This is a genomic window from Bradyrhizobium sp. CCBAU 11357 (genome assembly GCF_028128865.1).
Classification (GTDB): domain Bacteria; phylum Pseudomonadota; class Alphaproteobacteria; order Rhizobiales; family Xanthobacteraceae; genus Bradyrhizobium.
Genome location: NZ_LBJW01000111.1, coordinates 182253 through 204804, shown reverse-complemented (window position 1 = coordinate 204804; position 22552 = coordinate 182253). Strand labels below are relative to the sequence as shown.

Annotated in this window: 18 protein-coding genes; 8 read left to right on the top strand and 10 right to left on the bottom strand. The window is 65.8% G+C overall.

All coding sequences use genetic code 11. The annotated features are described in order from the left end of the window. Positions 1–124: 124 nt before the first annotated feature. Complete coding sequence (gltB, locus tag XI05_RS33020; RefSeq protein ID WP_271509726.1) at positions 125–4870, top strand: glutamate synthase large subunit; 4746 nt, start codon at positions 125–127, stop codon at positions 4868–4870. A gap of 146 nt (positions 4871–5016) precedes the next feature. Next, positions 5017–6468: a glutamate synthase subunit beta gene (locus XI05_RS33015; protein ID WP_271509723.1), complete on the top strand. Its 1452-nt coding sequence runs from the start codon at positions 5017–5019 to the stop codon at positions 6466–6468. Positions 6469–6634: 166 nt separating this feature from the next. Here the strand turns inward: XI05_RS33015 and XI05_RS33010 are convergent, their stop codons facing one another. Continuing rightward, on the bottom strand, positions 6635–8377 hold the full coding sequence (locus XI05_RS33010; RefSeq protein WP_271509720.1) for an outer membrane beta-barrel protein: 1743 nt from the start codon (positions 8375–8377) through the stop codon (positions 6635–6637). A 190-nt stretch (positions 8378–8567) separates the two neighbouring features. Here XI05_RS33010 and XI05_RS33005 point away from each other — a divergent pair, with 190 nt between their 5' ends. Next, a complete protein-coding gene (locus XI05_RS33005) occupies positions 8568–9575 on the top strand; it encodes a KpsF/GutQ family sugar-phosphate isomerase (RefSeq protein WP_271509717.1) in 1008 nt (335 codons plus the stop codon). A gap of 159 nt (positions 9576–9734) precedes the next feature. On the opposite strand, the gene XI05_RS33000 is transcribed toward XI05_RS33005, so the two are convergent. Continuing rightward, positions 9735–10292 (bottom strand): carboxymuconolactone decarboxylase family protein, encoded by a 558-nt coding sequence (locus XI05_RS33000; RefSeq protein ID WP_271509714.1) that lies wholly within the window; start codon positions 10290–10292, stop codon positions 9735–9737. Between the two features lie 135 nt (positions 10293–10427). Here XI05_RS33000 and XI05_RS32995 point away from each other — a divergent pair, with 135 nt between their 5' ends. Further along, on the top strand, positions 10428–10703 hold the full coding sequence (locus XI05_RS32995; protein ID WP_442869342.1) for a winged helix-turn-helix transcriptional regulator: 276 nt from the start codon (positions 10428–10430) through the stop codon (positions 10701–10703). A 117-nt stretch (positions 10704–10820) separates the two neighbouring features. Here the strand turns inward: XI05_RS32995 and XI05_RS32990 are convergent, their stop codons facing one another. From XI05_RS32990 to hemH, 4 genes are all read right to left on the bottom strand, one after another. After that, the gene (locus XI05_RS32990; protein WP_271509708.1) at positions 10821–11264 is read right to left on the bottom strand and encodes an NfeD family protein; all 444 of its coding nucleotides are present in this window, start codon (positions 11262–11264) and stop codon (positions 10821–10823) included. Positions 11265–11289: 25 nt separating this feature from the next. After that, the gene (locus tag XI05_RS32985) at positions 11290–12282 is read right to left on the bottom strand and encodes an SPFH domain-containing protein (protein WP_271509705.1); all 993 of its coding nucleotides are present in this window, start codon (positions 12280–12282) and stop codon (positions 11290–11292) included. Between the two features lie 229 nt (positions 12283–12511). Then, on the bottom strand, positions 12512–13489 hold the full coding sequence (locus XI05_RS32980) for an ABC transporter substrate-binding protein (RefSeq protein ID WP_333940040.1): 978 nt from the start codon (positions 13487–13489) through the stop codon (positions 12512–12514). 10 nt (positions 13490–13499) lie between these two features. Continuing rightward, positions 13500–14537, bottom strand: coding sequence for a ferrochelatase (hemH, locus tag XI05_RS32975; RefSeq protein WP_271509701.1), 1038 nt, complete (start codon positions 14535–14537; stop codon positions 13500–13502). A gap of 82 nt (positions 14538–14619) precedes the next feature. Here hemH and XI05_RS32970 point away from each other — a divergent pair, with 82 nt between their 5' ends. After that, on the top strand, positions 14620–15018 hold the full coding sequence (locus XI05_RS32970) for an MAPEG family protein (protein WP_271509698.1): 399 nt from the start codon (positions 14620–14622) through the stop codon (positions 15016–15018). Between the two features lie 7 nt (positions 15019–15025). Here XI05_RS32970 and XI05_RS32965 read toward each other — a convergent pair whose 3' ends face one another. The 4 genes from XI05_RS32965 to XI05_RS32950 all read right to left on the bottom strand — a co-directional run bounded on the left by XI05_RS32965 (position 15026) and on the right by XI05_RS32950 (position 19466). Further along, positions 15026–15463, bottom strand: a complete 438-nt coding sequence (locus tag XI05_RS32965; RefSeq protein ID WP_271509695.1) for an acyl-CoA thioesterase — start codon at positions 15461–15463, stop codon at positions 15026–15028. A gap of 171 nt (positions 15464–15634) precedes the next feature. Then, positions 15635–16750: a nickel/cobalt transporter gene (locus XI05_RS32960; protein WP_271509692.1), complete on the bottom strand. Its 1116-nt coding sequence runs from the start codon at positions 16748–16750 to the stop codon at positions 15635–15637. After that, positions 16747–17385 carry a DUF1007 family protein gene (locus XI05_RS32955; RefSeq protein ID WP_271509682.1) on the bottom strand — a complete coding sequence of 213 codons (639 nt, stop codon included), beginning with the start codon at positions 17383–17385 and terminating at the stop codon, positions 16747–16749. Before XI05_RS32955 ends, XI05_RS32960 begins: the two co-directional genes overlap by 4 nt. Beyond that, the gene (locus tag XI05_RS32950; RefSeq protein ID WP_271509679.1) at positions 17385–19466 is read right to left on the bottom strand and encodes a M3 family metallopeptidase; all 2082 of its coding nucleotides are present in this window, start codon (positions 19464–19466) and stop codon (positions 17385–17387) included. Before XI05_RS32950 ends, XI05_RS32955 begins: the two co-directional genes overlap by 1 nt. Before the next feature lie 136 nt (positions 19467–19602). On the opposite strand from XI05_RS32950, the gene XI05_RS32945 reads away from it, so the two are divergent. The 3 genes from XI05_RS32945 to XI05_RS32935 all read left to right on the top strand — a co-directional run bounded on the left by XI05_RS32945 (position 19603) and on the right by XI05_RS32935 (position 22423). Beyond that, positions 19603–19857 carry a hypothetical protein gene (locus XI05_RS32945; RefSeq protein WP_172785010.1) on the top strand — a complete coding sequence of 85 codons (255 nt, stop codon included), beginning with the start codon at positions 19603–19605 and terminating at the stop codon, positions 19855–19857. A gap of 688 nt (positions 19858–20545) precedes the next feature. Next, the gene (locus XI05_RS32940; protein WP_271509677.1) at positions 20546–21688 is read left to right on the top strand and encodes a type III PLP-dependent enzyme; all 1143 of its coding nucleotides are present in this window, start codon (positions 20546–20548) and stop codon (positions 21686–21688) included. A gap of 147 nt (positions 21689–21835) precedes the next feature. Further along, complete coding sequence (locus tag XI05_RS32935; protein WP_271509675.1) at positions 21836–22423, top strand: GNAT family N-acetyltransferase; 588 nt, start codon at positions 21836–21838, stop codon at positions 22421–22423. The last annotated feature ends 129 nt before the right edge of the window (positions 22424–22552 follow it).

The window sequence follows — 22552 nt, the reverse complement described above, 5'->3', positions numbered from 1 at the left end:
CCTGAATTTAAGAAAATGCGGCTCGCAGAGGACGAGCGGTGGCCCAGGATCGGGTGCCGCGGGACGCCCAAGGTGCGCCGAAGATGGCGGTGAGGCAGCTTGCCGCATGGAGAGGACAGGAACAATGAACGGGTCGCAATTCGAGCGCGCAAACATCGTGGCAGAAGAGCTGTCGGCGACGGTCGCCTCGAAAACGACCGATCCGATCACCTCACCGATTCAAGAGCACAATTCGCGCCCCAAAGCCGAAGGCCTGTATGATCCGAGCCTGGAGAAGGATTCTTGCGGCGTCGGCTTCATCGCCAACATCAAGGGCAAGAAGTCGCACGAGATCGTCTCGGACGCGCTGAGCATCCTCTGCAACCTCGAGCATCGCGGCGCCGTCGGCGCCGACCCGCGCGCCGGTGACGGCGCCGGCATTCTGGTGCAGATCCCGCACGCCTTCTTCAGCCGCAAGGCTGGGGAGCTCGGCTTTACGCTGCCGCAGCCCGGCGAATACGCCATCGGCGCGCTGTTCATGCCGCGCGACACCGCCTGGCGCAACGTCATCAAGAGCATCATCGCCGACCAGATCAAGGAGGAGGGCCTCACCCTGCTCGGCTGGCGCGACGTGCCGACCGACAATTCCTCGCTCGGCGTCACCGTGAAGCCGACCGAGCCCGCCTGCATGCAGGTGTTCATCGGCCGCAACGGCACCGCCAAGACCGAGGACGAGTTCGAGCGCCGGCTCTACATCCTGCGCAAGTCGATCTCGCAGGCGATCTACCAGCGCCGCGACCGCGGCCTCGCCGGCTATTACCCGTGCTCGATGTCCTGCCGCACCGTGATCTACAAGGGCATGTTCCTCGCCGACCAGCTCGGCAAGTACTATCCCGATCTGCACGAGAAGGATTTCGAGAGCGCGCTGGCGCTGGTGCATCAGCGCTTCTCGACCAACACCTTCCCGGCGTGGTCGCTGGCGCATCCCTACCGCATGATCGCGCATAACGGTGAGATCAACACGCTGCGCGGCAACGTCAACTGGATGGCGGCGCGCCAAGCCTCGGTGAGCTCCGAGCTCTACGGCAAGGACATCAACCGGCTCTGGCCCATCTCTTACGAAGGCCAGTCGGACACCGCCTGCTTCGACAACGCGCTCGAATTCCTGGTGCAGGGCGGTTACTCGCTGCCGCACGCCGTCATGATGATGATTCCGGAGGCGTGGGCCGGCAATCCCTTGATGGATGAGAAGCGCCGCGCCTTCTACGAATATCATGCCGCGCTGATGGAGCCGTGGGACGGCCCCGCCGCGATCGCCTTCACCGACGGCCGCCAGATCGGCGCCACGCTCGACCGCAACGGCCTGCGGCCCGCGCGTTATCTCGTGACCAAGGACGACCGCATCGTGATGGCGTCCGAGATGGGCGTGCTGACGATCCCCGAGGACCAGATCATCACCAAGTGGCGCCTGCAGCCCGGCAAGATGCTGCTGGTCGACCTCGAGCAGGGCCGCCTGATCCCGGACGACGAGATCAAGGCCGAGCTCGCCAAGAGCCATCCCTACAAGGAGTGGCTGGAGCGGACCCAGATCGTGCTGGAAGAGCTGCCGAAGGTGCCGACGACCGGTGTGCGCTCGAACCTGTCGCTGCTCGATCGCCAGCAGGCGTTCGGCTACAGCCAGGAAGACATCACCATCCTGATGACGCCGATGGCGGCCACCGGCGAGGAAGCCGCGGGCTCGATGGGCAACGACACGCCGATCTCGGCGCTGTCGGACAAGGCCAAGCCGCTGTTCACCTACTTCAAGCAGAACTTCGCGCAGGTCACCAACCCGCCGATCGACCCGATCCGCGAGGAGCTGGTGATGAGCCTCGTCTCGATCATCGGGCCGCGGCCGAACCTGTTCGACCTGCAGGGCATGGCCACCACCAAGCGCCTCGAAGTGCGCCAGCCGATCCTGACCGACGCAGACCTGGAAAAGATCCGCTCGATCTCGGACGTGGCGGAGTCGCACTTCAAATCGCGCACACTGGACACCACCTTCCACGCCGGACTCGGCGCGGCCGGCATGGACCAGGTTCTCGACGAGCTCTGCGCGCGCGCCGAAAGCGCGGTGCGCGAGGGCGTCAACATCATCATCCTGTCCGACCGCATGGTCGGCTCCGACCGGGTGCCGATCCCGGCACTGCTGGCCTGCGCCGCCGTGCATCATCATTTGATCCGCGTCGGACTGCGCACCTCGGTCGGCCTCGTCGTCGAATCCGGCGAGCCGCGCGAAGTGCATCACTTCGCCTGCCTCGCCGGCTACGGCGCCGAAGCGATCAATCCGTACCTCGCGTTCGAAACCATCATTGCGATGAAGGACCGCCTGCCTGGCTCGCTCGACGACTATGAGATCGTCAAGCGCTACATCAAGTCGATCGGCAAGGGCCTTTTGAAGGTGATGTCCAAGATGGGCATCTCGACCTACCAGTCCTATTGCGGCGCGCAGATCTTCGACGCCGTCGGCCTCAAGGCCGACTTCGTGTCGAAGTTCTTCGCCGGCACGCATACCCGCGTCGAAGGCGTCGGCCTCGCCGAGATCGCCGAGGAAGCCGTGCGCCGCCATGCCGACGCGTTCGGCGAGGCGCAGGTCTACAAGACCGCGCTCGATGTCGGCGGCGAATATGCCTATCGCAGCCGCGGCGAGGACCATGCATGGACCGCGGAGTCGGTGTCGCTGCTGCAGCACGCCGCGCGCGGCAATTCGCAGGAGCGCTACCGCGCCTTCGCCAAGATCCTGAACGAGCAGTCGGAGCGCCTGTTGACGCTGCGCGGCCTGTTCCGGATCAAGAACGCGGAGGAGGAGAAGCGCAAGCCTGTGCCGCTCGACCAAGTCGAGCCGGCCAAGGACATCGTCAAGCGCTTCGCCACGGGTGCGATGAGCTTCGGCTCGATCTCGCGCGAGGCGCACACCACGCTCGCGATCGCCATGAACCGGATCGGCGGCAAGTCGAACACCGGCGAAGGCGGCGAGGAAGCCGACCGCTTCAAGCCGATGCCGAACGGCGATTCGATGCGTTCGGCGATCAAGCAGGTCGCCTCGGGCCGCTTCGGCGTCACCACGGAGTATCTCGTCAACTCCGACATGATGCAGATCAAGATGGCGCAGGGCGCCAAGCCCGGCGAAGGCGGCCAGCTCCCCGGCCACAAGGTCGACGCGACCATCGCCAGGGTGCGGCACTCGACGCCTGGTGTCGGCCTGATCTCGCCGCCGCCGCATCACGACATCTACTCGATCGAGGACCTGGCGCAGCTGATCTACGACCTCAAGAACGTCAACCCGACGGGCGACGTCTCGGTCAAGCTCGTCTCCGAGATCGGCGTCGGCACGGTCGCCGCGGGCGTCGCCAAGGCGCGCGCCGACCATGTCACCATCGCGGGCTTCGAGGGCGGCACCGGCGCTTCGCCCCTGACCTCGATCAAGCACGCGGGATCGCCGTGGGAGATCGGGCTCGCCGAAACCCACCAGACCCTGGTGCGCGAGCGGCTGCGCAGCCGCATCGTGGTCCAGGTCGACGGCGGCTTCCGCACCGGCCGCGACGTCGTGATCGGCGCGCTGCTGGGTGCCGACGAGTTCGGCTTCGCCACCGCGCCGCTGATTGCGGCCGGCTGCATCATGATGCGCAAGTGCCACCTCAACACCTGTCCGGTCGGCGTCGCGACCCAGGACCCCGTCCTGCGCAAGCGCTTCACCGGTCAGCCCGAGCACGTGATCAACTACTTCTTCTTCGTCGCCGAGGAAGTCCGTGAGATCATGGCGAGCCTCGGCTTCCGCACCTTCAACGAGATGGTCGGCCAGGTTCAGCTGCTCGACCAGACCAAGCTGGTTGCGCATTGGAAGGCCAAGGGCCTCGATTTCTCCAAGCTGTTCGTCAAGCAGAAGGAGGAGAAGGGCCAGAAGATCTATCACTCCGAGCGCCAGAACCATCATCTGGAGGCGGTGCTCGACCGCTCGCTGATCGAGCAGGCAACGCCTGCGCTCGACCGCGGCGCGCCGGTGAAGATCGAGGCCGCGATCAACAGCACCAACCGCTCCGCCGGCGCGATGCTGTCCGGCGCGGTCGCCAAGATCTATGGCCATGCCGGCCTGCCGCACGACACCATCCATGTCAGCCTCAAGGGCACCGCCGGCCAGGCCTTCGGCGCCTGGCTCGCCCACGGCGTCACTTTCGAGCTCGAAGGTGAAGGCAACGACTATGTCGGCAAGGGCCTCTCGGGCGGCAAGATCATCGTCAAGCCGCCGAGGAATTCGGCCATCGTGCCGGAAGAGAGCATCATCGTCGGCAACACCGTGATGTACGGCGCGATCGAGGGCGAGTGCTACTTCCGCGGCATCGCCGGCGAGCGTTTTGCCGTGCGTAACTCGGGCGCGGTCGCCGTGGTCGAGGGCGCGGGCGATCATTGCTGCGAATACATGACCGGCGGCATCGTGGTCGTGCTCGGCAAGACCGGGCGCAACTTCGCGGCCGGCATGTCCGGCGGCATCGCCTATGTGCTGGACGAGGCCGGCGACTTCGACAAGCTGTGCAACATGGCGATGGTCGACCTCGAACCGGTGCTGTCGGAAGAGCTGATCAACGCCGGCACCTATCACCATTCCGGCGACCTCGAGGCGCATGGCCGGGTCGACGTGTTCAAGAACCTGCTCGCCTCCGACGTCGAGCGGCTGCACGTCTTGATCTCGCGCCACGCCAAGGCGACCGGCTCCAAGCGCGCCGCCGACATCCTCGCCAATTGGAAGGACTGGCTGCCCAAATTCCGCAAGGTGATGCCGGTCGAGTACCGGCGCGCGCTGCGCGAAATGGCGGCCAACGCGGACGCCGAGCCGAAAATCGCGATCGGGGCGTAAGGCGTTACACCCCGTCATTGCGAGCGCAGCGAAGCAATCCAGAAACTCTCCGCGGAAACAGACTGGATTGCTTCGTCGCAAGAGCTCCTCGCATCGACGACGACAAAGAAACAGAACGAATCTAAGCGGCAGGGACTTCGGGTTTAATGGGCAAGATCACGGGTTTTCTGGAAATCGAACGGCACGACCGCAAGTACACCCCGGTCGCCGAGCGCGTGAAGCATTACAAGGAATTCGTCGTTCCGCTCTCCGAGAAGGAGGTGCGCGACCAGGCCGCGCGCTGCATGAACTGCGGCATTCCCTATTGCCACGGCACCGGCTCGGTCGCGCCGGGCACGCCGGGCTGCCCGGTCAACAACCAGATCCCCGACTGGAACGACCTCGTCTACCAGGGCAATTGGGAAGAGGCCTCGCGCAACCTGCACTCGACCAACAATTTCCCGGAGTTCACGGGCCGCATTTGTCCGGCGCCGTGCGAAGCGTCCTGCACGCTCAACATCGACGACAACCCGGTCACCATCAAGACCATCGAATGCGCGATCGTCGACCGCGCCTGGGACAATGGCTGGCTCAAGCCTGAAGTGGCCGCGGAGAAGACCGGCAAGAAGGTCGCGGTGATCGGCTCGGGTCCGGCCGGCATGGCGTGCGCGCAGCAGCTGGCGCGCGCCGGCCACGACGTCCACCTCTACGAGAAGTACGCCAAGGCCGGCGGCCTGCTGCGCTACGGCATCCCCGACTTCAAGATGGAGAAGGGCGTCATCGACCGCCGCGTCAAGCAGATGGAGGCCGAAGGCGTCACCTTCCACTACAACAGCCATGTCGGCGCTGAAGGCAATGTCGATCCGCGCGAGCTGCTCAACGAGTACGACGCGGTCGCGCTGACCGGCGGCGCGGAAGCTCCGCGCGACCTGCCGATCCCCGGCCGCGAGCTCGCCGGCATCCACTACGCCATGGACTTCCTGCCGCAGCAGAACCGCCGCGTCTCCGAGGAGCCGCTCGGCGGCGTCCAGGAGATTTTGGCCGGCGGCAAGCATGTCGTCGTCATCGGCGGCGGCGACACCGGAAGCGACTGCATCGGCACCTCGCTGCGCCAGGGCGCGCTCTCGGTGACCCAGCTCGAGATCATGCCCGCTCCCCCTGAGCGCGAGAACAAGGGCCTCACCTGGCCGAACTGGCCGCTGAAGATGCGGACGTCGTCCAGCCAGGCTGAAGGCGCGGTGCGCGAATACGCCGTGTTGACCCAGAAGTTCTCGGGCGAGAACGGCCAAGTCAAGAAGCTGCACTGCGTGCGCGTCGACGACAAGTTCAAGCCGCTTCCCGGCACCGAGTTCGAGCTCGACGCCGAGCTCATCCTGCTCGCAATGGGCTTCGTCCACCCGGTGCACGAGGGCCTGTTGAAGCTGCTCGCGGTCGACCTCGACCCCCGCGGCAATGTCAAGGCCAACACGCTCGACTACCAGACCTCGCGCCCCAACGTGTTCACCGCCGGCGACATGCGCCGCGGCCAGTCGCTGGTCGTCTGGGCGATCCGCGAGGGACGGCTGTGTGCAAGGTCGATCGATACGTTCCTGATGGGGAAGACGGATCTGCCGCGCTAGGGTTGGTCATTCCGGGGCGTGCGAAGCGCGAGCCCGGAATCCATTCATCCGCAAGCACTGAGGCTCGATGGATTCCGGGTTCGCGCAAGGGCGCGCCCCGGAATGACGATTGGAGAGTGCCGCACCTTTCTGCTTCGTCTCGTGAGACGCGCAAGCAAGCCGCCCTCTAATTCTGCAGCCTCACCCCCAGCAACACCACGGTCCCCTGCGAGCTCGAGCCCGGCTGGCTCGAATCCAGGATGTCGTGGCGCAGCGTGCCCTTCACCCAGATGTTGCGGTTGAGCTTGTAGATCAGGCTGCTTTCGAGCGAGTAGGTCTTGTCGTTGCGGTTCTGGCCCTGGTAGTCGAGCGTGCCGTAGGTGAACTTGCCGACCGCGGTGAGCCAGCGGCGGAAGTCGTGGTCGACTTCGGCGGAGTAGGTGCGCACCAAGACGCCGGAGGAGCCGGGGACCGTGGTCTCCGAGATCTGCGTGTCGGTGAAGAACTTCACCGTGGTGAGGCCGCTCGCGCTCCAGATCAGCGAGCCCGTGGTGAGGAAGCCCGAGAGCTGGCTGAGGCGCGGGTCGGTGTAGCTGCGTGCGGAATAGCCGACCGAGATCTCGCCGGTGAGGATGCGCGAGAACTCGAACGACGAGCCGACCTTGGCATAGCCGCCGTTCGAATCGCGCAGATAGCCGTTGCGGTCGGCGGCCTGGTCGTGGACGCGGGTGTCGCCCTGGACCTCGACGAAGGGTTTCAGGCCGGGCTTGAGGTCGTAGGAGAAGCGGCCGACGCCGCCATACTGGTTGAAGTTGCGGTCGTCGTTGCTGAAGGTCGAGCCATCGGTGAGCTTGGAATCGGTGTAGGCGGTGCGATCGATGGTGGCGCCGGCGGCGACCTGGAAGCGGTTGAAGGTCTGGTCGAAGCCGAGCGTCGTGCCGTAGGCGGCGTAGACCGGATATTTCTGCAGGCCGGCCTGCACGTTGGGGCTGCCGGGATTGTCGGTGGCGAGCCGCAGGCGCAGCTGCGAGGTCAGCTTGAGATCGCGGCTGACGTCGAGCCGGCCGTCGACGTGGCCGTTGAAGTCGGGACGGTTGGCCTCGACCGGCGATGGCGAGGCGAAGCCGTTGATCGTCGCCGGCATGTCGTTGGTGTAGCCCGAGAACGAGCCGCGCAGATCGGCGACCAGCGCATGGCGCTCCCAATCGGACGCCACGAGCAGATCGGGCGCGACCACATAGGCGGGCGAGCCGACCGGCTTGTTGAGGCGCGTCGGATTGCTGTCGTAGCCGGCGGAGAGCTCGAGCCCGCCCTTGATCAGGAAGCTGCCGGCATAATCGCCGACCGCGCCGAACGGATCGTCATCGGCCTTGAGGCGGCGGCGCAGCGGCTGGCCGGGCGCGTTGCCCGCCATCGCCGCCGGCACCGGCACCTTGTGCGCAGTATCAGACGGCGGCGGCGCGATGCGCGGCGGGCCGAGCGTCGTGGCCGGCGTTGCGGGCGGCGGCGGCGAACCGGGACCGGCGGCGCGCTTCGGCTTCGGCTGGCCCGGATAGAGCTTGGGCTGCTGCCGCTTGCGGTTGAGCGAATCGTAGCCGGAGCCGCTCGCGCCGGTGGCGGCGGGCAGGCCATAGGTCGGGACCTGACCGACACGCGAGCTCGCCGGCGTCTGCGGGCGCTGGCGCGGGTCGGCATTGGGATCGGGCAGTTTCGGCAACGCGTCGGAGGGCGCCTGCAGAACGCCGGCGGTGCGGCGGGTCGGCAGCGTATCGGGCGAGGCAAAGCCGCCACGGTTGGGATTGAACAGGTCGGGCGTCAGGCTCTGGGCGGCCGCCGGGCTGCTTCCGAGGGCGGTCAGCGCGAGGCACGGCAAAGCGGCGCGCAGGAAATGCGCGACAGTGCTCCGGCCCCTGCCTGGAGACGACCCCACGATGGAATTACCCCAACGAAATCAAACACTTTCTCGATCGTCCCCGCCGGCTGGCGGGAACCATCGTTAATGGAGTTAAAACAATTATGGTTAATGACCCGTTGAGGGCGTTGGGGCGCGCGTCGCCTCGCTGACCGGGGCGTGCTAAGCAGGCGCCAATGGGCGAACGCCCCCCTCCCTGGACCAGATCATGCCGAGCTCGAAACCGCTGATGACCCAATCATCCGGCTCCATTCCCGATAGCGTCGAATCCGCGCTCCGCACCCTGGAGACGGAGAGCGGCGGCATCAACGCGCTCGCCGCCGCGCTGCGCGGCCCGCTCGGCGAGCCCTTCGCCAAGGCCGTCGAGCTGATCCGCAATGCCAAGGGCCGCGTCATCGTCACCGGCCTCGGCAAGTCGGGCCATATGGGCCGCAAGATCGCGGCGACCCTGGCCTCGACCGGCACGCCCGCCTTCTTCGTGCACGCCGCCGAAGCCGGTCATGGCGACCTCGGCATGATCACGCCCGACGACGTCATCATGGCGCTGTCCTGGTCCGGCGAGCAGCCGGAGATGAAGAACCTCGTGAACTATTCGGCGCGGTTTGCGATCCCCATGATCGCGGTGACCTCGAACGCTTCGTCCTCGCTCGGCCAGGCCGCCGATCTCGTGATCGAGCTGCCGAAGGCGCGCGAGGCCTGCCCGCACAATCTGGCGCCGACCACCTCGACGCTGATGCAGGCCGCGATCGGCGACGCGCTCGCGATCGCGCTGCTCGAGGGACGCGGCTTCACGGCGCTGGAGTTCGCGCATTTCCACCCCGGCGGCAAGCTCGGCGCGATGCTGAAATTCGTCCGCGACTACATGCGCACCGGCGCGGAGATTCCGCTCAAGCCACTCGGCACCGAGATGTCGGAAGCCGTGGTCGAGATGTCGGCCAAGGGGCTCGGCTGCGTCTGCATCGTCAACGATGCGGGCGAGGCCGTCGGCATCATCACCGACGGCGATCTGCGCCGCCACATGCGGCCCGATCTCTTGACGGTGACCGTCGACGAGATCATGACCAAGCAGCCCAAGTCCGTTCCGCCCTCGATGCTCGCAACCGAGATGATCGAGGTGCTGAACACGCGCAAGATCACCACGCTGCTGGTGACGGAAGCGAACAAGGTGGTGGGGATCGTGCACCTGCACGATCTGCTGCGCGCGGGCGTGGCGTAGGGCACGGGCACACACGCTTTCCACGCGTCATTCCGGGGCGCGCCACTTGGCGCGAGCCCGGAATCCATTTCACCCCGAAGTCGCTGCCCGATGGATTCCGGGCTCGCGCTTCGCGCGCCCCGGAATGACGGCCGAGAGTGTGGCTCGCAATGACGGCCGCTAGAGCGGTGCCGGAAAGCGCGCCGCGTTCTTCTCCAGCGGCAAGCGCAGCCCGTTCGCCAGATACGACACCGTGCGATAGAAGCCGCCCAGCAGCATGATCTCGAGGATCTGCGCCTCGTCGTAATGCGCCGACAGCGCGGCGAACTCCTCGTCGCTCAAGGTCGCGCGATGATGCAGTGCGTCCACGGCTGCGATCAGCGCCCGCTCGGCCGGCGACCAGCAGGCCGACGCCGCATCACCCAGCACCGTTGCACGCACCTCCTCTTCGGTGAGCTTCGCCGGCCCGGCGAAGATCGCGACATGCACGCCCCATTCGTATTCGCATCCGTTCAGCGCACAGGTGCGGTCGATGACGATCTCGCGCTGGCGCAGCGAGAGCGGTCCCGGATCAAGCAGCCCGCCGGTGCGAAACTTGTCCCACGCCCGGCCATGGCCCGCCATCACCCGGAACAGCACCAGTGGCGGCGCACCGCGCATGATGCGGTCGAACTGCGCCTGGATTTCCGGGGGATAAGGCGGCGAGAGCGGGGCGATGCGCGGTGAGACCTGGGACATGAACGATTTCCATTGCTACATTTATCGTAGCAATACGCTACATTATCCGTAGCGATACGCAAGAGGGCGGCAATGGCGAAACGGCCGACAACAGCAGAACGCAGTGTCCGCGGCTCGCGCACCGGGCGGCCGATCATGGCACTGCTCGACCTGCTCGGCCGCCGCTGGGCCTTGCGGATCCTGTGGGAGTTGCGCGAAGAGCCCCTCACCTCGCGCGCCCTGCGCAGCGCCTGCGACGAGGCTTCACCGACGGTGTTGCAGGCCCGGCTGACCGAGCTGCGCGCGGCGGGCTTCGTGGAGCTGGGTGACGGCGGCGGTTACGGACTGACGCCGCTGGGCCGGGAATTGTGCGAGACGTTCATGCCGCTGCACAGGTTTGCGGAGCGGTGGCACGGCAAGAACGGCGCCTAAGTCCGGCGACGCCGTCTCAACAAACTCGTCATTGCGAGCGAAGCGAAGCAATCCAGAATCTTTCCGCGGAACAAGTCTGGATTGCTTGGTCGCAAGGGCTCCTCGCAATGACGGCGGTTAAGCCGCCGCCACCGTCAAATTCGCGCCGTCCACCTGCACCACCTTCACCCGCGTGCCCGCGGGAGTATCCGGGCCCGCAACGCGCCACACCGTGTCGCCGATGCGCACGGTGCCGGTGCCGTCGATGATCGGCTTCTCCAGCGTGAACTCACGGCCGAGCAAGGCTTCGGTGCGCTTGTTGAGGAACGGGCTGGCGCTCGCATTCGGCTTCGGCTTGGCGAGGTGGCGCCAGACCGGCACGGCAGCGGCGGCGAAGATCGCGAACATCACGAGCTGGATCTGCCAGGAGATGGCAGCCGCGAACGAGATCAGGCCGACCAGCAGCGCAGCCAGCCCGAGCCAGAACAGGAAGATGCCCGGCGCCAGCACCTCCAGCGCCATCAGGATGAAGCCGAAAATCAGCCAATTCCAGTTGCCCAGCGATACGAACATGTCGGTCATGACACGACCTCTGTAAAATACCCCGTTACTGCGGCGGCACTGCGGGCGGGGTCGGGCCCGAAGACGGGACCGATCCGCCGCGGCGCGCGGCAGCGGCTGCGGCACTCTCGCCGAACGTCGCCTTGGCGATCTCGCCGATACCGGCGAGCGAGCCAAGCATGCTCACGGCTTCCACCGGCAGCATGATGATCTTCTGGTTCGGCGCATCCGCGAACTGGCCGAACGCCTTGATATATTTGTCGGCGATGAAATAGTTCAACGCGGCGACGTCGCCCTTGGAGATGGCTTCCGACACCACTTGGGTCGCCTTGGCTTCGGCCTCGGCGAGACGCTCGCGCGCCTCGGCGTCGCGGAAGGCGGCCTCGCGGCGGCCTTCGGCCTGGAGGATCTGGCCCTGCTTGGCGCCCTCGGCGCGCAGGATCTCGGACTGGCGCTGGCCTTCGGCGGCGAGAATGTCGGCGCGCTTGACGCGCTCGGCCTTCATCTGCCGGCCCATGGCTTCGACGAGGTCAGCGGGCGGCACGATGTCCTTGATCTCGATGCGGTTGACCTTGACGCCCCAAGGCGAGACCGCGGCATCGACCACGCGGAGCAGGCGCTCGTTGATCTCGTCGCGGTGCGACAGCACCTGGTCGAGGTCCATCGAGCCCATCACCGAGCGGATGTTGGTCATTGTGAGCACGGTGATCGCCTGGTTCAGGTTGGCGACCTCGTAGCTCGCCTTGGCCGCATCGAACACCTGGAAGAAGGCGACGCCGTCCACCGTCACGGTGGCGTTGTCCTTGGTGATCACCTCCTGCTCGGGGATGTCGATCACCTGCTCCATCATGTTGATCTTGCGCCCGACGCGATCGAAATAGGGCACGATCAGGTTGAGCCCGGGGCTCAGCGTCTGGGTGTATTTGCCGAACCGCTCGATGGTCCAGTCATAGCCCTGCGGCACCGTCTTCACGCCGGCGACCAGCGTGACGATGACGAGCAACACCAGAACGATCGCGAAAATGTCGAAGCCGCTCATTTCTCCTCCAAGGCGGGCAAGACGCCGGGAAAGCCCTTTCCCGCGCTGTCATTGGTCGGGATCACGATCCTACCGGTTCAGCGGTCGCAAGTAACGTCGGTACCGGCGCAATTCCACACAAGACGCACAGCAAGAGAACGGTCACGATATGTATTTGCGACAGGCTCTTGAAAGCGAGCAGGCGCAGGCCTAGCGGCCAACGTTAAGAATTGCGCCGTCACGGCGGGCTCTACTCGATGACGTCGTTCGCGATTGCGAGCAGACCCGGGGCAAGCGTGACACCAAGCGCCTTGGCCGTCTTCAGGTTGACCGCAAGCTCGAACTTGGTGGGATTCTGCACCGGCAGGTCGGCCGGCCGTGCGCCCTTCAGGATCCGATCGATGTAGCCCGCCGCGCGGTGGAGCTGCTCGGCGCTGTCGGTGCTGTAGGACATCAGCCCACCTTCGTCGACGAAGGTGCGGCTCCAGAACACCGCGGGCACGCGCGCCTGTGCAACGGCGGCCAGAAGCTGCGCGCGGTTGGCCATGGTGAAGAAATCCGGCAGGACCAGCAGCCCATCGACCTTGCGCGAGGCCAGCACCGCGATCGAGACCGTGTCATGTACCGGCGCGGGCTCGATCGTCATATGGAGCGCGCGGCCGGCGTCCTCGATGGTGCGCAGCATCAGGGGCGCGAACGGCGCGGTGGCGGGATTGTAGACGATCGCAACGCGGGACACCTTTGGCGTGACCTGCGTAAGCATCTCCAGCCATTTGCCGGCGAGCGGACCGTCGTAGTCGGTAAAGCCGGTGAGGTTGCCGCCGGGATGCGCGAGGTTTTCGACAAAGCCCTGGCTGACGGGATCGGTGACGACGGCGAACACGATCGGGATCGACGTGGTGCGCCGGCGCAGCTCTTCGACCGAGGGTGTGCCGACCGCAAGCAGGATGTCGGGCTTGAGCGCGATCAGTTCGTCGGCGAACTGCGCGATGCGGGCGCGGTCGCCGCCGCCGCTGCGCCAATCAACCTTGAGATTGTCGCGCTCCTTCCAGCCCTGGCCGGCGAGCGCTTCGACCAGGACCATGCTGCGCGTATGGCCGATCGCATCATCGGCAGCCGTGACCGAGAGCACGCCGAGCCGCCGTATCGCGTTCGGCTGCTGCGCCAGGGTCGGGCCCGGCAGCGCTGTGAGCATTCCAAGAAGCGCCAGGCACCGGCGGCGGTTCATGGGACACCCATCAGATCCAGCCCTGAAGCTCGCGCAGCACCAGGGTGCGGATCACGTCCATGCCCGGTCCGCTGTCGTTGAGGCAGGGGATCGCGGAAAACTGCTCGCCGCCATTGTGCTTGAAGATCTCCGCGTTCTCCTGCGCGATCTCCTCCAGCGTCTCCAGGCAATCGGCGGAAAAGCCCGGCGTCACCACCGCGATGCGGCGCACGCCGTCCTTGGCGAGCCGCTGCATGGTCTTGTCGGTATAGGGCTGCAGCCACTCGTCGTTGCCGAAGCGCGACTGGAAGGTCAGCAGCAGTTTTGTTGCGTCCATGCCGAGCCGGCGGCGCAGCGCCTCGGTGGTGGCGATGCAGTGCTGCTGATAGGGATCGCCCTTGTCGACATAGGCTTTCGGCATGCCGTGGAATGATGCCACGATCAGCTCCGGCTTGAACGACAGCGTCGCCAGATGCCCCTCGATCGAGACGGCGAGCGCCTCGATATAGGCTTCGTCCACGTAATAGGGCGGCGTGATCCGCAGCGTCGGCTGGTTGCGCAGCTGCGCGAGCACCCGGAACACTTCGTCGCAGACCGTCGCCGAGGTCGAGGCCGAATATTGCGGATAGAGCGGGACGGCCAGGATGCGCTCGCAGCCTTTCGCGATCAGCGCGTCGATGCCCGACTTGATCGACGGATTGCCGTAGCGCATCGCCCACTCAACGACGACGTTGTCGCGGTCGGACAAGGCGGCTGCGAGCTTGTCGCGTTGCGACCGCGTGATGGTTTTCAGCGGCGACTCGTTCCGATCATTGTTCCAGATCTTCTGGTAATCGAGCGCCTTGGTACGGGGACGGCTGCGCAGGATGATCCCGTTCAGCACCAGCTTCCAGATCAGGCCCTGGTCCTCGATGACGCGGGCGTCGCTGAGGAACTCCTTGAGGTAGACCCGCACGCCGGGGGCATCGGCCGTATCAGGCGTTCCGAGATTGATCAGGAGCACGCCGACCCTCGGCAGGGCGGATCGGGTGGCCGGTTTCGCAGTCTCGAGGGGGACGACGCTGTTCATGGCTGGTTGGGTCGCGCGTTGGTCCGAACTTGTCAAGATAAGGCTGGGTTCGCTAGGGTCGCACCCCAGGGGGAGTGGGACGATGACGCTCGCGGAATGGTGTGTCTTCGGGGCGCTGCTGCTCTATCTGTCTACGATCGCCTCGGTCAAATGGATCAGGTTTCGCCGCTTCGACAATTCCCGGCCGCGCGATCCCGCCTTCTACGAGGACGCCCTGTCGCAACGCGCGCTCGGCGCGCACCAGAACGGCATCGAGACGTTTCCGTTCTTCGCCTTCGCGGTGCTGCTCGCCGAATTCAGGGAATCGCCGCAACGGCTGATCGACGAGCTCGCGGCACTGTTCCTGATCGTCCGGATCGCCTATGTGCTGACCTATCTCGGCAATCGCCCGACGCTGCGCTCGATCCTCTGGAGCATCGGCTTTGCGATCAATCTCGGGATCTTCTTCATGCCGGCGTTGAAGCGGTTTCTGCCGGTGTGAGGCGGCTTCACGTCGAGAGGTGCCGCTCGCGCGTCGCGATCAGCGTCCGCATCGATGCGGGGATCGTGACCGGACGATGGGTCTTCTGGTCCGTGTAGACCCACACGATCTCGCCCGTCACCAGCGCGTCGGCGCCACCCTTCCGGAAGATGGCGAGCTCGAAGACGAGGCTCGAATTCCCGATCCGCGCCACGCGCGCGCCGACGTCGAGCTCCCAGTCGAACCGCACCGGCGCCCTGTACTCGATCAGCGATTTGACGACGTGGAAATCGATGCCGCTCGTCCGCGCATCCGCATATTGGTCAAAGCCCAGCGCACGGAAATATTCGGTGATGGTGGTATCGAAATAGGTCAGGTAATGCGCATTGAAGACGACGCCCTGGCCGTCGATCTCGGAGTAACGCACCCGGAACGGATGGAAGAACCAGAATTTTTCACGCGACATGGAATCCCCCGATCGAGATATTTCAAGCTCGTCATTGCGAGGAGCCCTTGCGACGAAGCAATCCAGAATCCCTCCGCGGAAAGATTCTGGATTGCTTCGCTGCGCTCGCAATGACGGAGCAAGGCGCTCGACCGTCTTGCTCAATTAGCGCCGCGAAGCGCAGATGCGCCCTCAAAAGCACGTGGTCCGTTCGGCGGCGATGTAGCCGAACAGGAGGCCGACGCCGAACAGCAGGACCAGACCCGCGGCGCCGAACTCGATGCCGCGCATGAACAGCGCGCCACCGCCGTTGCGGCCGGCGCTGAGGCGGGCGGCGATGTCCTTGGCGGAGACGGCGATAACAGCGATGGCCGCCACCGTGATCGCGGTGCCCAATCCCATCAGGAAGGTGGCGGCGATCCCGGCCCAGAACAGGCCCTGGGCGAGCGCGAATACCAGGACCAGGATAGCGCCCGAGCAGGGACGGATGCCGACGGTCAGGATCGCCGCGAGGCCGCGCCGCCAGCCGCCGGGGCCGGCGAGCTCGCTCGGGGTGGGGCCGTGGGAATGCCCGCAGTGCTCGTCATGGACGTGATCGTGCCCGTGATGATGGTGCGCATGGCCGTGGCCATGATGGTGATCATGGCCGTGATCGTGGTGATGACGATCATGCGCATCATGATGGTGGTGATCATGGTCGTGCGGCACGCCCGCCATCACCGGCACCGGTTGGGCGGCCTGAAGTGCGCGGATGAACGCGCCGCCCTTGACCCAGACCAGGCGCAGGCCGAACAGCGCGATCAGGGCGTAGCTCGCGATCTCGATCACGCCTTCCGCCTTGCACATGGTCTTGGTCGTCGCATTCAGCACCCAGGCCGAAATGCCGACGATGAGGATCGCGACCAGCGACTGCATCAGGGCCGAGGCAAAGGACAGCGCGATGCCGCGCCGCGCCGTCTCGCGGTTGGCGACCAGATAAGAGGCGATCACCGCCTTGCCGTGGCCGGGACCGGCAGCGTGGAAGATGCCATAGGCGAACGAGATGAAGAGCAGCGTCCACACCGCCGAGCCGTCGGACTTGGCGGCGCGGATGGTTGCCGACATCTGGCGATAGAATTCCGACTGTTTGGCCAGGAGCCAGCCGATGAGGCCGCTCGCTTCAGGCTCGGCCGCCTGCGCCGGTCGCGGCGCGCCGAAGGGGTTTTGCGCAAGGAGATCATGAAGCGCGGCGTCAGTCACGCCGACCACCATCAGCACAGCAGCACAGGCAAGCAGCCCGCGTGCGAGCGGAGAGAGTTGCGGCTTCACGGGCAATCCACCGTGATCTTGTTGGCGAACATCATGCCGAAATTCGAGTTCTCGCCATTCAGGAAAGTCTGCTCGTTGAGCTTCTGGGCGCTCGCGGTGCCGTCGTTCGGCCGCTCCAGCTTCATCTGGCAGCCCGCGGGCGCACCGACCAGCTTGACCGGATTGTCCTTGGCCATCTGGAAGTCGATGAAGAAGGAGCGGTCGAACACTTCGAGCACCAGCTGCTTGGGCTTGACTGGGTTCTTCAGCGGCAAGGTGAAGTGCAGAGTCAGCACCGTGTCCTTGTAGTCGAGGAAATAGTCGACCGGCTCCTGGAATCGCTCCTTCTTGCCGTCGGCTCGCGCAAAGGTGAAGTAGGCGTATTCCTTCAGCGACTCGACGTTGGTCTGGGCCAGGGGCTTGAGCTCCTCGCTCGTGTAGGCGCCCTTGGTCTTGCTCTCGAGCCCCTGCACCGCATAGGCCGAGAACATGTCGTCGAAGGTCCAGGCGTGGCGCACGCCGGTGATGCTGCCATCGGCGGCGTAGAGCAATTCGCTGGTCGCGGTGATCCAGACATGTGGATGCGCATTTGCTGCCCCCGCCGCGAGCGTCATCGCGGCGGCGAGCAGCATTCCGAACAGGGCCCGCATGCTCATCAGGCCGCCTTGGTGTCGTCGAGCAGACCGCGGCGGCGGAGCAGCGCATCCGGCTCCGGCGGACGGCCGCGGAACGCCTCGTAGGCGGCTTCCGGATCGACCGACCCGCCCGACGAATAGATGTCGTCGTGCAGGCGCTTGGCCACCGCAGGATCGAAGATGTCCCCGGCCTCCTCGAACGCGCCGAAGGCGTCGGCGTCCATCACCTCCGACCACATGTAGCTGTAATAGCCGGCAGCGTAGTGGTCGCCGGTGAAGATGTGGCCGAACTGCGTCGGACGATGACGCAGCGCGATCTCCTCGGGCATGCCGATCTTCTCCAGCTCGCGTCGCTCGAAGGCGCGGACATCCTCCGCGGCGGCTGCCGGCTGGGTGTGGAATTCCAGGTCCACCAGCGCCGACGAGACGAACTCGACCGTGGCAAAGCCCTGGTTGAATTTCCGCGCGGCGAGGAAGCGTTGCAGCAGGTCGTCCGGCAGCGGCTCGCCGGTCTGGTAGTGGCGGGCGAACTTCTGCAGCACCTCGGGCCGCTCCTGCCAGTGTTCGTAGAGCTGCGAGGGCAGCTCGACGAAATCGGTGAACACGGAGGTGCCCGACAGCGAGGGATAGGTCACGTTGGAGAGCATGCCGTGCAGGCCGTGGCCGAACTCGTGGAACAGGGTGCGGGCATCGTCGGGCGACAGCAGCGACGGCTCGCCGCCGGCGCCCTTGGCGAAATTGCAGATGTTGAGAACGAGCGGCGCGACGTCGCCGTCGAGCTTCTGCTGGTCGCGCAGCGAGGTCATCCAGGCGCCGGAGCGTTTTGACGGCCGGGCGAAGTAATCGCCATAGAACAGCGCCTTGTGCTTGCCGTCCGGCCCCTTCATCTCCCAGACCCGGACGTCGGGATGCCAGACCGGGATGTCCCTGCGCTCCTCGAAGGTGACGCCGAACAGGCGCGTGGCGCAGTCGAAGGCGGCGGCGATCATGTTGTCGAGGCCGAGATACGGCTTGATCGCGGAATCGTCGAAATTGGCGCGCTGCAGGCGGAGCTTCTCGGCGTAGAAGCGCCAATCCCAGGGGGCGAGCCTGAAATTGCCGCCCTCTTCCGTGATCAGCGCCTGCATCTCGTCGCGGTCGGCAAGCGCGCGGGCCCGGGCCGGCTTCCAGACCCGCTCCAACAGGCCGCGCACCGCGTCCGGCGTCTTGGCCATGGAATCCTCGAGCCGGTAGGCGGCGTAGGTCGGATAGCCCAGGAGCCTGGCGCTCTCCTCGCGCAGCTTCAGGATCTCGACAATGGTCGCGTTGTTGTCGTTGGCGTTGCCGTTGTCGCCACGCGCGATGAAGGCCTTGTAGACCTTTTCGCGGAGGTCACGCCGGGCCGAGCTCTTCAGGAACGTCTCGACCGAGGAGCGCGACAGCGTGACGATGGCCTTGCCCGCCATGCCGCGCTCTTCCGCCGCAGCCTTGGCGGCGGCGACAAAGCTCTCCGGCAGGCCCTGGCGATCGGCCTCCCCGAGCTCCATGAACCAGTCCTGCTCGTCGCCGAGCAGATGATGGCTGAAGCCGGTGCCGAGCTGGGCCAGCCGCTCGTTGATCTCGGCCATCCGGGTCTTGGCCTCCTCCGAGAGGCCTGCGCCGGCGCGGTGGAAGCGGGTGTAGGTGCGCTCCAGCAGGCGGAGCTGCTCGGGCGTGAGACCGAGACCCGCGCGGTTCTCGTGCAGATGGGCGATGCGGCCGAACAGCACGGCGTTCATCATGATCGGATTCCAGTGCCGCGCCATCCGCAAGGAGACCTCCTTGTCGATCTCCAGGATGGCCGGGTTGGAATGGGCCGAGACGAGGTCGTAGAAGACCGCCGCGACCTTGCTCAAGAGCTTGCCCGAGCGCTCCAGCGCCGTGATGGTGTTGGCGAAGTCGGGCGCCGCGGGATCGTTGGTGATCGCCGCAATCTCGGCGGAATGGTCGGCGAAGGCCTGCTCGAAGGCCGGCAGGAAGTGCTCCGGCTTGATCTCGTCGAAAGGCGGGGTCGCGAACGGCGTCACCCAGGCCTTCAGCAGCGGATTGGTCTCGGGGTCCGTAATTTGGCGGGGTTCTGACATCACAAGTCCCGGATTTCGTGGCTCGATCGTTGCGGCCAGCTATAGCACGCGTGGGGCTTTTTTGGGCCGTTTGCCCTTGCTCCCGGCCGCCTTTTCGGGGAGATTGCGGCCCTCGAAGCCAGGACCCTCTGAAACCATGAACGCGCCTTCTTCATCGTCCCGCCGGATCGTCTGGCCCAGCGTCATCACCGTCATCAGCGCCGCCATCCTGATCGGCGCGGAGGTGTTCGGCGCGGCCTTTGCCGGCGGCTGGGCGCTCGCGATCCTGTTCGGGCTCGGCGACCAGGGCGCCCATATCCTGCAGGCCGTGCTGTTCGCACTCGGCGTGCTCGTGATGACCGCCTTCATCCGCGGCGCTCAGCGCATCGAGCCCTTCACCAAGCGCGGCTGACGCGTCTCGCGCGTGGGCAACACGCGCAGCGCAGCGAAAACTTAACGCGCGTTCATCTCCCGCGTCGCTCGCGCAACAGCGCGCAAGCAGATGTTAGGCAATTCTGTCCGCAGCCTAAAAAAATTCTTGCGAAGCAGAGTCAAAACGCTTATGTGCGGACTTGCCCAATTTCGCACGTGCCTGTGGTCGTGTGTCAGTCGGTAGGTATCCGGACAAGAGGCCGGACAGCCGCCAAGGGGTGAAGAAGCCGAGGGGCTCTTCGGAAGTGCGGAAGTCGGAAGACCGAGGTCGCAAGACCAGAAAGTCGGAAGACGAAGCAAACCCGGAGCGCCCAGCATCTCTCTCAAAGAGATGCCATGTCGAAGGTGACTTCGCTCTTTGCAACCGTGACTGGCAGCCGGAGGCGAACCGGCGCACCCCGCTCTCAACGGGGGACGCGACTTAAAGCAACGACGGATCGGGCTTTTTTGGTCTCTACCGGCAGTCCAACGCCGGCGCGGGCTACTGAAAAGGCTTGTCCTTCATTGCCAGGTGAGCGGGCGGGAAACTCTCCCAACCAATCCACGGCAGCACAGTCTGGTTTGAGTTTTTTGGCCTCGACGCGCCTCCATCGCGCGATGCGGCCGAAGCACTCTCATCAGACGTCATGTTGATACGGCTCCCGTCGCTGGGACCGTTGGAGAGTGCCATGACCGAACGTATCCAGGAATTCCTGCGCAACCGCCGCAACGAAGGCCTCGACATCGAGCCGTGCCTCGTCGTCGACCTCGAGGTCGTGCGCGACAATTACCAGAGCTTCGCCAAGGCGCTGCCCGACAGCCGCGTGTTCTATGCCGTCAAGGCGAACCCGGCGCCGGAAGTGCTGTCCCTGCTCGCGTCCATGGGCTCCTGCTTCGACACCGCCACGGTCGCCGAGATCGAGATGGCGCTGGCCGCGGGTGCGACGCCCGACCGCATCTCCTTCGGCAACACGATCAAGAAGGAGCGCGACATCGCGCGCGCCTTCGCGCTCGGCATTCGGCTGTTCGCGGTCGATTGCGCCGCCGAGGTCGAGAAGGTCGCCCGTGCCGCCCCCGGTGCGAAGGTGTTCTGCCGCATCCTCTATGACTGCGCCGGCGCCGAGTGGCCGCTGTCGCGCAAGTTCGGCTGCGACCCGGAAATGGCGGTCGAGGTGCTCGACCTCGCCAAGCGCCTGGGCCTGGAGCCGTGCGGCATCTCCTTCCATGTCGGCTCGCAGCAGCGCAAGGTGAAGGCGTGGGACCGTGCGCTGGCGATGGCCTCGCAAGTGTTCCGCGACTGCGCCGAGCGCGGCATCAACCTGTCCATGGTCAACATGGGCGGCGGCTTCCCGACCAAGTACCTGAAGGACGTGCCGCCGGTCGTCACCTACGGCCGCTCGATCTTCCGCGCGCTGCGCAAGCACTTCGGCAACCAGATCCCGGAGACCATCATCGAGCCGGGCCGCGGCATGGTGGGCAACGCCGGCATCATCGAATCCGAGGTCGTGCTGATCTCGAAGAAGAGCGACGAGGACGAGGTGCGCTGGGTGTACCTGGACATCGGCAAGTTCGGCGGTCTCGCCGAGACGATGGACGAGTCGATCCGCTACGCCATCCGCACCCGTCACGACGGTGCGGACATGACGCCGTGCGTGCTCGCAGGTCCGACCTGCGATAGCGCCGACGTGCTGTACGAAAAGAGCCCGTATCCGCTTCCCGTCACGCTCGAGATCGGCGACAAGGTGCTGATCGAAGGCACCGGGGCCTATACGTCGACCTACTCGTCGGTGGCCTTCAACGGCATCCCGCCGCTGAAGACGTATCACATCTGATTGCCACATCAGATCCGCCTCTCTTTTCCAGAGGCCTGACGAACCCGGGAGCCGGTCCGCCGGCTCCTCATCCAACATCTCGATTTCTGATGACGTCTTGGACAGGCGTGCTGCGCGCACGCCGGTTCAAGCGGGGACTGACGTGCCATGACTGCTCCTCGGAAGCCGCAAGTTGCCCTCACCTCGAAAGCCGCTCCGTTCGTGATCCGCGCGGAACGTGCTACCGACGTCGCGACGCGCGAAGCGCTGCTCGATGCCTGCTTTGGCGAGACCCGCCACGGCCGCACTTGCCAGCGCCTGCGCGACGGACGCGCGCCCGCTGCAGGCCTTGCCCTGTCGGCGATGCGCGAGGGCAAGCTCGTGGGAACCGTGCGGCTGTGGCATGTCAGCGCCGGAGGCAGGCCCGCTCTGGTCCTCGGACCGCTGGCGGTCGACCCTGCCTGCCGCGAGCTCGGGATCGGCGCCGCGCTGATGCATCAAGCGCTGGCTGCCGCCCGGGCGCGCGGGCATGACGCCGTGATCCTGCTCGGCGATGCCCCCTATTACGCCCGGTTCGGCTTCTCGGCCGACAAGACGGCGGAGCTGTCGCTGCCGGGCCCGTTCGAGCGCGACCGCCTGCTGGCGATCGAGTTCACTGATGGTGCGCTCGATGGCGCCGCCGGGATGATCGTCCCGACCGGCGCGGCTCTGCCCAAACGGAGGTCGGTTCGCGCGCCTGAGGCGCACGCGGCCTGAGGGATCGCTCGCGTAGCGACGACCTAGGCCGCATCGAGCGGCAACGCCCTGCCGCGCCTGCGCGAGGCTCTTCCTTTGGGGTTGCGCAGGCCCGCGAAACGCCCTTTAACCCCGCGAAACACCCCCTCA

What these genes read in the sequence shown, in the direction of transcription:
- XI05_RS32955 (WP_271509682.1), bottom strand. Translation starts at nt 17,385, where the DNA reads ATGAGCATGCGGGCCCTGTTCGGAATGCTGCTCGCCGCCGCGATGACG.
- XI05_RS32995 (WP_442869342.1), top strand. Translation starts at nt 10,428, where the DNA reads ATGGCACTGCTCGACCTGCTCGGCCGCCGCTGGGCCTTGCGGATCCTG.
- XI05_RS32940 (WP_271509677.1), top strand. Translation starts at nt 20,546, where the DNA reads ATGACCGAACGTATCCAGGAATTCCTGCGCAACCGCCGCAACGAAGGC.
- gltB (WP_271509726.1), top strand. Translation starts at nt 125, where the DNA reads ATGAACGGGTCGCAATTCGAGCGCGCAAACATCGTGGCAGAAGAGCTG.
- XI05_RS32990 (WP_271509708.1), bottom strand. Translation starts at nt 11,264, where the DNA reads ATGACCGACATGTTCGTATCGCTGGGCAACTGGAATTGGCTGATTTTC.
- XI05_RS33015 (WP_271509723.1), top strand. Translation starts at nt 5,017, where the DNA reads ATGGGCAAGATCACGGGTTTTCTGGAAATCGAACGGCACGACCGCAAG.
- XI05_RS32945 (WP_172785010.1), top strand. Translation starts at nt 19,603, where the DNA reads ATGAACGCGCCTTCTTCATCGTCCCGCCGGATCGTCTGGCCCAGCGTC.
- XI05_RS32950 (WP_271509679.1), bottom strand. Translation starts at nt 19,466, where the DNA reads ATGTCAGAACCCCGCCAAATTACGGACCCCGAGACCAATCCGCTGCTG.
- hemH (WP_271509701.1), bottom strand. Translation starts at nt 14,537, where the DNA reads ATGAACAGCGTCGTCCCCCTCGAGACTGCGAAACCGGCCACCCGATCC.
- XI05_RS32935 (WP_271509675.1), top strand. Translation starts at nt 21,836, where the DNA reads ATGACTGCTCCTCGGAAGCCGCAAGTTGCCCTCACCTCGAAAGCCGCT.
- XI05_RS32965 (WP_271509695.1), bottom strand. Translation starts at nt 15,463, where the DNA reads ATGTCGCGTGAAAAATTCTGGTTCTTCCATCCGTTCCGGGTGCGTTAC.
- XI05_RS32980 (WP_333940040.1), bottom strand. Translation starts at nt 13,489, where the DNA reads ATGAACCGCCGCCGGTGCCTGGCGCTTCTTGGAATGCTCACAGCGCTG.
- XI05_RS33005 (WP_271509717.1), top strand. Translation starts at nt 8,568, where the DNA reads ATGCCGAGCTCGAAACCGCTGATGACCCAATCATCCGGCTCCATTCCC.
- XI05_RS32970 (WP_271509698.1), top strand. Translation starts at nt 14,620, where the DNA reads ATGACGCTCGCGGAATGGTGTGTCTTCGGGGCGCTGCTGCTCTATCTG.
- XI05_RS32985 (WP_271509705.1), bottom strand. Translation starts at nt 12,282, where the DNA reads ATGAGCGGCTTCGACATTTTCGCGATCGTTCTGGTGTTGCTCGTCATC.
- XI05_RS33000 (WP_271509714.1), bottom strand. Translation starts at nt 10,292, where the DNA reads ATGTCCCAGGTCTCACCGCGCATCGCCCCGCTCTCGCCGCCTTATCCC.